Source organism: Bartonella sp. AP88HLJMH (assembly GCF_042195605.1).
In the GTDB taxonomy this organism is placed as follows: domain Bacteria; phylum Pseudomonadota; class Alphaproteobacteria; order Rhizobiales; family Rhizobiaceae; genus Bartonella.
Map to the genome: position 1 here is coordinate 26,554 of NZ_JBHIOR010000017.1, position 11,742 is coordinate 38,295.

Genomic DNA, 11,742 nt, shown 5'->3' on the forward strand with positions numbered 1-11,742 from the left:
ATTTACTTTCTAGTCTTTGATTGGTTTTTAGTGAAATCAATTTTATCGTTTATAGAGTGCACTAGACTCATTTATTTAATTTTGACATAAAAGTGTTAACCTTGAGGCTTTTGTGTTGAGAAAATTGTTGGCAGATGGTTGTGCAAGTACTATATCACGTCAAGGATTCGAAATTTAACGTTCAATAAAGATATGGGGAAGAGTATGAATACGTCTGCTACCAATGTTCCGTCAAGCATCAGCAGCGTTGCAAATTTTCCGATTCCTGAGAATGTGTTCGCCCTTACTGTCCAAGAGGTTTGTCACTATACAGATCGGTTATTTAAATTCCGTCTGAATCGTCCGGAAAGTTTTCGTTTTCGTTCGGGTGAGTTTGTTATGATCGGTTTGCCAAATGCAGAAAAGCCGATTTATCGCGCTTATTCGATTGCAAGTCCCTTTTGGGATGAACAGCTTGAGTTTTTTTCGATAAAAGTTCCAGGGGGACCTTTAACCGAGCATCTCCAAAAAATTAAAATTGGTGATACAGTTCTCATGCGTAAAAAATCTACAGGAACGCTGGTGCTTGATGCTCTTATTCCTGGAAAACGTCTTTATCTTCTTTCAACTGGGACGGGGATTGCTCCTTTTGCAAGCCTTATTCGTGATCCTGAAACTTATGAAAAATTTGCAGAAGTTGTCCTTATTCAAACAACGCGCGAAAAAAATGAGTTAATTTATGCAAAAGATCTTGTTTCCTCTTTGCAACAAGATCCACTCATTGGAGAGTATGCACAACAGTTGAGATTTTATCCTATGACTACTCGTGAAGCTTCTGAGCATATGGGTCGTATTACAACTGTGATGGAAAGTGGGGACTTTTTTGAAACAACAGGCCTTCCTAAAATTCATCCTGATGAAGATCGGGTGATGATTTGTGGTTCCATGGCTATGTTAAAAGATTGCGCAAGGATGTGTGAAAGCTTTGGTCTTGTTGAAGGGGCCAATAATGCTCCTGCTACTTATGTTGTAGAGCGCGCTTTTGTGGAGTAATGAGTGGGAAAGTTGATGCTTTATCTTCTTTCAAACCAGTACGGGGTTTTTTCTTTTTGTAAGCTTTATTTGTGAGCCTGACATTTATGAAAAATTTTCAGAAGTTGTTCTTATTAAAATAACGCGCGAAAAGAATGAGTTAATTTATGTAAAAGATCTCGTTTCCTCTTTGCAACAAGATCCACTCATTGTGGGGCATATGCACAACAGCTGAAATTTTATCCTATGACTACTTGTGAGCTTTCTGAGCATATAGGGTGTATTACGACTGTTATGGAGAGTGGGTGCTTTTTTGAAACAAGCGGCTTTGAAACAATAGAACTCGCAAAATTCATCCTAATGAAGATCGGGTGATGATTTATGGTTTTATGACGATGTTAAAAGATTGCGCAAGGATGTGTGAAAGCTTTGGTCTTGTTGAAGGGACTGATATTCTTGCACATTACATTATATTGTAGAAAGAGCTTTTTTCGAGGGAGAGGGAAGTTGTGATGCGGTATATGCTAATGCAGTAATCGAATCCCAATCACTTATTGCAATGAGTTTTTGGGGCGCTATCCAAGAACCTCCAACGCAGAAGACATTGGGCAGTTGGAGCCATTGTGTTGCACTTTTTTGTGTAATACCGCCTGTTGGGCAAAACCGGATATCAGAGAAGGGAGATGCTAAAGCTTCGATGAAGGAAATACCCCCAGCAGCTTCAGCAGGGAAAAATTTAAGATATGAATAGCCTTTGTTTAATGCTTGCATGAGTTCACTTGGGGTCATTGCACCGGGAAGAAGGGGAATTTCACTATTTTTTGCACAATTGATTAGTTCATTGGATAATCCGGGGCTTACAATAAACTTGGCTCCAGCTTGTTCGGCTTTTTCGTAATGTGTTGTGTTGAGAATTGTGCCGGCTCCAACAATTGCTTCAGGGACTTCTTGTGTAATTTTCTGAATTGCTTTGAGGGCATTTGGTGTTCGCAAGGTGATCTCAATTGTTTTTAACCCACCTTTGACAAGAGCGCGTGTTAAGGGTACAGCACTTTGTAGATTGTCAATGAGTAAAACAGGTATAACAGTTTGTCCTTGGAGATATAATAAAAGCTTTTCTCTTTTTTGGCACATGATATTTTTTCTTCTTGGAGATGATATTATTTGTATCGTTTGATTAAGCACAATATGTTAAAGAGTACATGAATAAATCTTGAAATTGAATGAAACGCGCGTTATGGCAAAACACATGGAAAAGAATTTTAAAGTTGCTGCACTTTATTGCTTTGCAGATTTGAAGCATTATCATCAATTACAAAAACCTTTGCAGGATTTATGTCAAGCAAAGGATATCAAAGGCACTCTGCTTTTAGCACAAGAGGGCATTAATGGAACAGTTGCTGGTTCTTGTGCGGCAATTGAGGCATTGGTGGGCTTTATTATGGCTGAGCCAGCGTTTCAAACGCCGGAGATTAAATATTCATGGGCATCAAAAATGCCTTTTCATCGCATGAAAGTGCGGTTGAAAAAAGAGATTGTGACAATGGGGGTTGAAGGGGTTGATCCGCTAAAAGTTGTTGGTACTTATGTGGACCCTGAAGATTGGAATGCTCTTATTCAAGATGAAGAGACAATTTTGATCGATACGCGTAATGATTATGAATATGCGATAGGGAGTTTTCAAGGAGCGATTGATCCGCAGATTAAAACATTTCGCGAATTTCCTGAATGGGTGCGTAAACATGAGGCTGAGTTAAAGAAAAAAAAGAAAATTGCCATGTTTTGTACAGGTGGTATTCGGTGTGAAAAATCAACAGCTTATGTTCGTGATCTTGGTTATGAGCAAGTCTACCATCTAAAAGGAGGTATTCTAAAATATTTAGAAAAAATTCCAAAAGAGAAAAGTTTATGGTGGGGTGAGTGTTTTGTTTTTGATGAGCGTGTTTCTGTTCAACATGGTCTTGAAGAATGTGGACGCGAATTATGTCGCGCGTGTCGTTCTCCTCTTAATGCTGAAAGCAAACTATCGCCTCATTATGAGGAAGGTGTTTCCTGTGATGCTTGTTATAACACGCGTAGTGAAGCCGATAGAGAGCGCTTTCGTGAGCGCCATAGGCAATTTCAATTGTTGAAGTTGCGTGCAATTGATTCTCATCAAGGGACATAAGGATATCGCAGTGTAGAGTTTTAAGTTGTAGCGTTTTTCTCTTAAATTTAAGAGAGAAGAGTTTTTTATATTGGTAGAAAAATATTTCATAAGACCGGATATTATTCGGTCTTTTTGTTTATATTAAATTATTTGACTTAATAAATAATCATTATAGATTGTTCGCTCTCCTTGACTTTATAGGATTGAGTTTTCAAATACTTTTCATTTAAAAATAGAAAAGCCGTTCACCAACAGCGCAGAGGAGGGAGATTATAGTTTAAGAGAAAAGCGTATGAATAAGATGTGATTAAAAAGCAGATGCTAGGTGGAAAAATAAAATGATAATAGGAGTTTATGATTTCAGAATTTAATATAATACATTAATTTATAATGATAATTTATTTTCATTTGAATAAAAGAGTTCAATATTGTGAACTTTGTTGCTTTCAGATTAGATGAGAACGAATCGCGTAAAATTCATTCACTTGTACGTTGCAAATGGGAGCAACGTGTGGACAAGAATCATTTTAGATAAGGTGTTATGAAACATTTCAATGTAGGAGTTTCTGCAATATTGGGAGTTGGCAGATAGAATGGGAGCGTTTGTTTTTAATTTCATAAGTATAAAGAGGGTGAGATGTAGTTGATCTATATCATACAAGCTATATTATACGGGGAATTCTTCATGATATTTTGCTTAAGCGATGCTGTGAAATGAATGTGGAAGTAGGGATGTTTTTTAGGATGTAAATGAGAAAGATAATGGTGTTTTGTTGGGGGAAGGACACGTTATCTTTAAAGACTATGGTGCTTCAGTCGTTACTATCCTCAGTCTTCAATGTTGGTCATCTTTGCATTTGAGAGGATATATAAGAGGTACTCCTTTTTTCAATTGTTTTTTATTTGTGATGCGCAAAAGAATGATTTTAATTGATTCATTGTAAGAGGGTTGAAATAAGAGGATTTTATAATGGGATTTTTGTTTAAGGGTACAATAATAAATTATCATTATAAATTAATGTCTTGAGTAATTTATTTTGCGTTATTTTCTGCTGCGGATATTAGGAGATAGAATAGGGTAAAGAAACGAGGGGCTTTAAACGCAAGACAGTGATTTATGTTGCACAGATAATGTAAGGGTGTGATCTCATGAAAGCGGATGGATGGCTTTGTCTGGGGAGAGTGTTGTTTTTTCGCATCATTTTATCTTTAAGAATTAAAAAATGTTTAAAATTAAAAAAATGATTGAAATGAGAAAGAATTCGTTTTATAGGATGCCTTGCCCAAAGTCGCACGTGCCTGTGGGTGTCCGCTGGTTCTCAAATGGTGAGATTAACCGGTACGGTACCTGGAACTAACCGCTCCAGTCATTCTTACAGCCAATTGCAAGAATGAGGACATCTTGAAGCAACGACGGTGCGGGCCTTTCTGGTGTCTTCCAGTTTTTAAATGCTGGGATAACTATAGAGGCACACCTCATTGCCTTCAGTGCGGAAGTGGTTTTCTCAACTCCAATCAAAAAGGCATATAAAATAGAATAACGCGGTTTCGCGCTGTTCTTTCGCAGCATGCAATGCTAATTTCTGATTTTTTGTAATCAGAATGGGGATAGTTGTTGTGTGTTTTTTGTCCTTTAGCTTTTGGCAGCTTTGGCTGTCCAAGCATAGAGTGGGGGAGCTTTCCCTCAAGGAGAATTGCAGATGGCAACGCAACGTATTCGCGATTTTCTTGCAACACATCGTTCTGAAGGTCCATGCTTAATTGTTGACCTTGATGTTGTTCGTGACAACTATTTAAATTTTGAAAAAGCTCTGCCGCAGTCTCGTATTTTTTACGCAATAAAGGCAAATCCAGCTCCTGAAATCTTGTGTTTGCTAAGTTCTTTAGGATCTTCTTTTGATGCGGCTTCTGTTGCAGAAATTGAAATGGCTTTAAAAGCAGGAGCAACGCCAGAGCGTATTTCTTTTGGAAATACGATTAAAAAAGAGCGTGATATTGCACGAGCATATGCATTGGGAGTTTCACTTTATGCCGTTGATTGTGTTGAAGAAGTGGAAAAAATTGCGCGTGTTGCTCCAGGAGTACGTGTTTTTTGCCGTGTTCTTACCGATGGCAAAGGTGCAGAGTGGCCATTGTCACGCAAATTCGGTTGTGTTCCAGCTATGGCGGTTGATGTTCTAAGACGGGCACACCAATTGGGTTTGCAAGCCTACGGTGTTTCTTTTCATGTTGGATCTCAGCAGGTTGATTTGAGTGCGTGGGATCGTGCTTTATCAGATGCTTCTACAGTTTTTAAGCGCTTGGAACAAGAAGGCATTTCACTAAGGTTGGTGAATATGGGCGGCGGTTTTCCAACGCGTTATTTGAAAGATGTCCCTACAGAACAAGCTTATGGTACAGCAGTTTTTGATTCATTGAAAAAGCATTTTGGTAATCGTATCCCTGAGACGATTATTGAGCCAGGACGTGCGATGGTTGGCAATGCTGGTGTTATTCGTACAGAAGTTGTTCTAATATCTAAAAAAGCTGATAATGATAATGTACGATGGGTTTATCTTGATATTGGAAAATTTAATGGTCTTGCTGAGACTATGGATGAAGCCATTCGTTATCCTATTGAGACACCTCATGATGATAAGGTAATGGAGCCTTGTATTTTGGCGGGACCAACATGCGATTCGGCAGATGTTCTCTATGAAAAAACACCTTATCCGCTTCCTCTATCCCTAACGATAGGAGATGAAATATTGATTCATGGAACGGGTGCTTACACAACAACTTACGCATCGGTTGCTTTTAATGGTTTTGAGCCTTTACGATCATATGTGATCTGAGGTTTCCTTTTAACTATAGTTTTTTTAGACTTTTTGCTATGCTCGTCATGGCGCTATAAGAGGGCGGTTATAGAGATGAACATGATGAACTTTCAAACAAAAGATGGGGCATGTTTTACACTTTTATTGGAGCAAGAAGCCGATAAGCCTTATCGAGAAAATTTGCTTGATTCAACGATGGGGTATGGACGTAAACGTAAATCATCAGAGGCTTTACGTCGTGGACGGTTAGCTGCTCAAGGACTTTCTTTTGTGGTTAAAAATGCGCTTGGAGAGCTTGTGGGAAGTGTCCGTCTTTGGCATGTTTCTTTTTCTAAAAGAAAAAATGAAACACAACATGCTTTACTTTTAGGCCCCTTGGCTGTTGCATCTGAATGTGCTGGTATGGGAATAGGATCAATTTTAGTCCGCCATGCAATTGAAACAGCAAAAAAATTGGGATATGGCGCCATTTTGCTGGTAGGGGATTTTGAATTTTATCAACGTTTTGGCTTTTCAAATAGTTTAACAGAAAATTTGGCAATGCCTGGTCCTTACGAAAAGCATCGCTTTCAAGCGTTGGAACTGATACCACATTATCTTTCTGGGTGTTATGGCACTTTGGTTCCTAGTGGAGAACGAGAAGTTTCAAATCGTTTTCAGCATCATAAAGTCGCTTGAAGATAGTGTTTATTTCGTTTTTCAGCAGCTGCCATTGAGAAGAGCATACCGTTTTGACAGTGCCAAGGTATTTAGCGGTACAAAGTTTTGGGGAGTTGTATTGCGATTTTATTATATGGCTTTTTCTTTATGGGGCTGGTTTCTTATTTTTGATAATTTCAGTTAAGTGAGTAAGAATATATTTTAAGCTCATTTTTTGAAATAGTGTCTTATTTTATAATACTGAAGGAACCGGATTTTTGAGTTGTCTTGTGTTCTTTTAAAGTCGCTATCATCATACAGTTTTCCAGTTTTCAATATCGTTGATAAATCTTGCATCGAAATGGTTGGATATTTTACTTTTTTCTTAAACAGTTTTTTTCTTTGCTTTTTATGTGCAAGGGAATGGTTTTGATTGATTCAATAGAGAGATATTTTGAGAAATTTTATACAATTTTAGCGCTTGTTGAAAGAGAAGGGGCTTAAGAAAGAAAAATATGCAGCAGTAGAATCAAAATTATAGGTATCAGCTTTTTTAAAAGAGTGTAAAAAAATAAAATTACATGTTCAAAAGCAGCTTTTTTGAAAAAAAATATATCATTACTTTTTTGCTATAAAGGTAAATCGTTTTGCAATTGGCATGAGAGGATCAAATACAAAATGATTTTTTCATGTAAAATTTTGCATTCAGAATCAAAAAACGTTGTCCTACACATTATAAGAGAAATATGTGCGTGAATAAAAATCACAAGAATCATAAATCTTTTATGAATATTCTTGTAAGAATCAAAAGAGTAAAGGGCAAAGAATCTTTTAATCTTTTGTGCCCTATGGTGATAAATCAGAAATCTTATAGAAATGGCTGCTTTATCTTTATGGTGTGGAGCACTTTAGATAAGCTCTTTGTTTACCGATCATCTAGAACAATTTTTGTATGCGAGAAGTTGTTTTTAAGTGCGGAAAGAGCCCGCATTAAAAGAATTTTTATCAGAAGAATCATTTAGAATCATATGCTTATTTATACTGTCTCTTGAGACAAGATAAAGTGCATAGGAAACGAGGAAAGTGATAAGGATAAAAAATATTTCTCAATTTTAATTAAGCTTAGTGATTTGGTGGTGAATCCATGAGAGGTGGTATTTTTTTGAGAAATATGGTCATAAATGTCAAAACACCAAAGATGATGGTTATGATAAAGAAAATATCACTAATAGCCATAATGGTTGCTTGTATGCGTACCATACCAAACAATTGAGAAAGAGCCAGAGTATAGGAATCAAAGGTTTCTGTTTTGAATAATACAGTAAGATTTGAAAGCATTTCAGTTGCTTGTCTGTTTGCGTAGTTAAGAGTTTCGGCTATTCGTTCATGATGGAAGTCTGTGCGTTTTGTTATGAGAGTGTTGATAATGGCAAGCCCTACAGCTCCACCTAGATTCCGGGTGAGATTAAAGAGTCCAGAAGCATTTTGCATCCGTTCTGGTGGGAGTGTTCCCAAGGCAATATTATTAATAGGAACCATACATAACATTACAGAAGCACCACGGAAAACTTGCGGCCAAAAAAGCTGCCAAAAATCCCAGTTATCTGTGATAGAGCTCGCCATCCAAATACCTATTGCAAAACCAAAAAGTCCTATTGCCATCATTAAACGTGCATCCATTCGTGCTGAAAGAAATCCAGCAAGCGGGGCAGTTAATAACATGACGAATCCTGAAAGAAACAATGTTTCTCCAATCATGAGAGCATCAAAGTGGCGGATTTGGCTTAAATAGACAGGATAAAGGTACGTGAGTCCATAAAGGCCTATTCCCAATGAAAAGGAAAAAATGGATGCAGCTGAAAAATTAAAATTAGAAAAAGTAGAGAGATCTACAATGGGTTCTTTTACTGTAAAAGCACGCCAGAAGAATAAGGCTGCAGCAAGAATCATGGTAATGAACAAATCCCGAATCAGCGTATCACTCAGCCAATCATGACGTGCTCCTTCTTCTAGAATATACTCTAAAGTTCCCAAGAAAGTAGCCATAGAAATGAATCCTAACCAATCAAACTTCTTCATTAAAGAGGGATCAGCTTTATCAAAATCAATTAATTTCCAAGCGAGAATTGAGATGATAATCCCGCAGGGTACATTGATGAGAAAGAGCCAATGCCATGATGAGAGATGACAAATATAGCCTCCCACGGTTGGACCAATGGTGGGGGCCAATGTTGCTACTAGTCCAACAATAGGGGTAACAATTGGGCGCTTGGAAGGAGGAAAAAGAACATAAGAGGCGACAAAAACGCTTGGGATAATTCCTCCACCAATAAAACCTTGTAGTGCGCGATACAAAATCATCTCTCCAATAGATGTTGCTGTTGCACAAAGAACAGAAGTAATCGTAAACCCGATCGCTGATATGGTGAAGAAAACACGTGTTGAAAGCAATCTTCCTAAAAATCCAGAAAGCGGCAACATGATGACTTCAGCGATGAGATAGGAAGTTTGAACCCATGAAATTTCTTCAGAGCTTGCTGTAAGACCCGCTTGAATTTCAGCTAAAGAAGAGGAAACGATTTGGATATCTAAGATTGCCATAAACATGCCAAAAGACATAGCTATAAAAACTACAATTTTGCGCATTCCTATGCGTTCTTGAGACTGTATGAGCTCTGGTATGGAAGATGTCATAGTAAGATCTTCTACTTTTTTATAAGAGACTTTTATCTTGTGGCTTTGTACGTGTATCAATTTTCACTGAAACACTCATTCCTGCTCGGATATGTCCGGTTTTTAAGACTTCTTCTGGAATAGAAATACGTACGGGAATGCGCTGGACAATCTTTGTAAAGTTACCGGTAGCATTTTGTGGAGGCAGAAGAGAAAAAACAGCGCCTGTTGCGGGCGAAATAGAAAGCACTGTTCCTGTAAAAACATCATTTTCGAAGGCATCAACAGAAATATAAGCTTTTTGTCCGGTATGAATGTCTTGTAGCTGTGTTTCTTTATAGTTTGCTTCAATATAAAGTGCATGTATGGGGACTAACGCCGCAAGACGTTGGCCATTTACAACAAAATCTCCCGTTTTTGCTGTTAAATTTCCTATAACTCCATCAAATGGCGCTCGTATAATGGTCGAATCAAGATCACGTTGTGCTTTTTTACGCGAGAGCTCTAAACTCTTTGTTTCGCTTTCTGTTTCACTTCGTTGCGCTTCTAGCACTCGGATATTTGCACGTGCTGAAGCCATTTTTGCATCCGCTCTGTTAACATTCGCAATGGCTTGTTCATAAGCGGATTTGGCATCATCAACATTGGATTGAGGAGCATAACGATTGGCTTTCAGTTCTGTTACACGTTTTAAGGTGAGTTGTGCATTGGTTGCTATGGCTGAAGCGGCTGCTTTTTGTGCTTTTGCATCATCTAAAGAACTACGAGCGGCTGTGATTTGCGCATCAATGCGTAGAAGTGTTTTTTTCTGTGTGTCAAGATGCGCTTCTGTTTGATCCAAGGCTATTTGATAATCACCATTGTCTAAGTAAAATAAAACATCGTCCTTTTTTACAACTTGGTTGGCTTTAATGGCAATTTTTTCAATATATCCATTTAATTTAGTCGCAATAGCGGCTATATCTCCTTGTACATAGGCATCTTCAGTGGACAGCATATAACGCCATTGCGTCGTCCACTTATAGCTAAACCAAAGTACAAAAAGCGCAAAGACGATAAGAAGAGCCTTGATTACTTTTTTTCGTTTCATTTTATCGAGATTTTTTGTTGAAAAAATGGTCTCAGATACGGACATGATTTTATACTTTCAATATTTATGTTCTAACGAGTACAATAAGCCTCTCACTCTAGGGTAGGGTGATATATGCACGGACCATAAAAGCTTTTCCAACAATAAGGCGATCCCTGCTACATAATGCTAAATATATAAACTTGCAAGTTAGAGATCTTATTGTCAAGTTAGATGTCTTATTTTATTGCGCATTTTTTACAAAGACCTCGTGCTTCTAGGGCGCTTTTGTGTGCTTGGAAGTCAACCGCTTGAACCATCTGTTTTAAACTTGATACAATCATTTGATTTTGTATTTCGTGGACTGTGCCACAGTTTAGGCATCTTCAGTGGACAGCATATAACACCATTGCGTCGTCCACTTATAGCTAAACCAAAGTACAAAAAGCGCAAAGACGATAAGAAGAGCCTTGATTACTTTTTTTCGTTTCATTTTATCGAGATTTTTTGTTGAAAAAATGGTCTCAGATACGGACATGATTTTATACTTTCAATATTTATGTTCTAACGAGTACAATAAGCCTCTCACTCTAGGGTAGGGTGATATATGCACGGACCATAAAAGCTTTTCCAACAATAAGGCGATCCCTGCTACATAATGCTAAATATATAAACTTGCAAGTTAGAGATCTTATTGTCAAGTTAGATGTCTTATTTTATTGCGCATTTTTTACAAAGACCTCGTACTTCTAGGGTGCTTTTGTGTGCTTGGAAGTCAACCGCTTGAACCATCTGTTTTAAACTTGATACAATCGTTTGATCTTGTATTTCGTTGACTGTGCCACAGTTTTCGCAAATTATAAACGTTGTAAGTTCATGTTGACAGTTTTCAGGGTGTAAACAGACCATAAAGGCATTTACACTTTCAAGACGATGAATACACTTTAACTGTACGAGTTTTTCTAACGCACGATAAACTTGGAGAGGTGCGCGAAAACCTTCTTCGCGTAAGTGATTGAGAATCGCATAAGCACTTAAAGGCCCTTTTGCATTTTTTAAAGTATTTAAAACCAATGTTTGGTTACGCGTCAGTTTAGATGACATTGACATCTTCCTTTTGCTCCCATGGAAAAGCATAAAGCGTGTAAGATATTTATGCAATGGTGATTATATAATATGTACTCTATCTTTAGCCTTTTACATGACATCCTTGCGATATGTAAGAAAAGTTACAATCGTTGTGAGGGGAGGGTATTATAATCTGAAAGCCGCCGCTATCAGGCATGAAAGTTTTATACGCTTCTTATTTTTCCAATAATGTCTTGAAATAGGATTTTTTGTTCAATATTTTATTGGTAAAGTTTGGGTTATTTTATTTAAAAAAA

The 11,742-nt window shown here is 37.6% G+C and carries 8 protein-coding genes and 3 pseudogenes; 5 read left to right on the forward strand and 6 right to left on the reverse strand.

Translation table 11 applies throughout. The features are described from left to right. Positions 1-204 precede the first annotated feature (204 nt). Both ACFIMA_RS07790 and ACFIMA_RS07795 read left to right on the forward strand, forming a co-directional pair. Positions 205-1,032 (forward strand): ferredoxin--NADP reductase, encoded by an 828-nt coding sequence (locus ACFIMA_RS07790; protein ID WP_375612296.1) that lies wholly within the window; start codon positions 205-207, stop codon positions 1,030-1,032. Positions 1,033-1,066: 34 nt separating this feature from the next. Next, positions 1,067-1,501 (forward strand): annotated as a pseudogene (locus ACFIMA_RS07795) (ferredoxin--NADP reductase); the annotation flags it as partial. Here ACFIMA_RS07795 and eda read toward each other — a convergent pair. Next, complete coding sequence (gene eda / locus ACFIMA_RS07800) at positions 1,480-2,145, reverse strand: bifunctional 4-hydroxy-2-oxoglutarate aldolase/2-dehydro-3-deoxy-phosphogluconate aldolase (protein ID WP_375632523.1); 666 nt, start codon at positions 2,143-2,145, stop codon at positions 1,480-1,482. The pseudogene ACFIMA_RS07795 and the gene eda overlap by 22 nt on opposite strands. Before the next feature lie 115 nt (positions 2,146-2,260). Between eda and ACFIMA_RS07805 the strand changes: the two genes are divergently transcribed. The 3 genes from ACFIMA_RS07805 to ACFIMA_RS07815 all read left to right on the forward strand — a co-directional run bounded on the left by ACFIMA_RS07805 (position 2,261) and on the right by ACFIMA_RS07815 (position 6,654). Then, a complete protein-coding gene (locus tag ACFIMA_RS07805) occupies positions 2,261-3,178 on the forward strand; it encodes a rhodanese-related sulfurtransferase (protein WP_375632530.1) in 918 nt (305 codons plus the stop codon). Positions 3,179-4,860: 1,682 nt separating this feature from the next. Next, the gene (locus tag ACFIMA_RS07810; RefSeq protein ID WP_375632522.1) at positions 4,861-5,994 is read left to right on the forward strand and encodes a type III PLP-dependent enzyme; all 1,134 of its coding nucleotides are present in this window, start codon (positions 4,861-4,863) and stop codon (positions 5,992-5,994) included. A gap of 75 nt (positions 5,995-6,069) precedes the next feature. Beyond that, positions 6,070-6,654, forward strand: coding sequence for a GNAT family N-acetyltransferase (locus ACFIMA_RS07815; protein WP_375632521.1), 585 nt, complete (start codon positions 6,070-6,072; stop codon positions 6,652-6,654). Positions 6,655-7,737: 1,083 nt separating this feature from the next. On the opposite strand, the gene ACFIMA_RS07820 is transcribed toward ACFIMA_RS07815, so the two are convergent. The 5 genes and pseudogenes from ACFIMA_RS07820 to ACFIMA_RS07840 all read right to left on the reverse strand — a co-directional run bounded on the left by ACFIMA_RS07820 (position 7,738) and on the right by ACFIMA_RS07840 (position 11,461). Beyond that, on the reverse strand, positions 7,738-9,309 hold the full coding sequence (locus tag ACFIMA_RS07820; RefSeq protein ID WP_375613634.1) for a DHA2 family efflux MFS transporter permease subunit: 1,572 nt from the start codon (positions 9,307-9,309) through the stop codon (positions 7,738-7,740). Positions 9,310-9,328: 19 nt separating this feature from the next. Then, positions 9,329-10,423, reverse strand: a complete 1,095-nt coding sequence (locus ACFIMA_RS07825) for an HlyD family secretion protein (protein ID WP_375632520.1) — start codon at positions 10,421-10,423, stop codon at positions 9,329-9,331. Positions 10,424-10,596: 173 nt separating this feature from the next. After that, positions 10,597-10,740 (reverse strand): annotated as a pseudogene (locus tag ACFIMA_RS07830) (transcriptional repressor); the annotation flags it as partial. Further along, a pseudogene (locus ACFIMA_RS07835) lies at positions 10,737-10,895 on the reverse strand (HlyD family secretion protein); the annotation flags it as partial. The pseudogenes ACFIMA_RS07835 and ACFIMA_RS07830, both read right to left, overlap by 4 nt. 173 nt (positions 10,896-11,068) lie before the next feature. Then, a complete protein-coding gene (locus ACFIMA_RS07840) occupies positions 11,069-11,461 on the reverse strand; it encodes a Fur family transcriptional regulator (RefSeq protein ID WP_375629863.1) in 393 nt (130 codons plus the stop codon). Positions 11,462-11,742 lie beyond the last annotated feature (281 nt).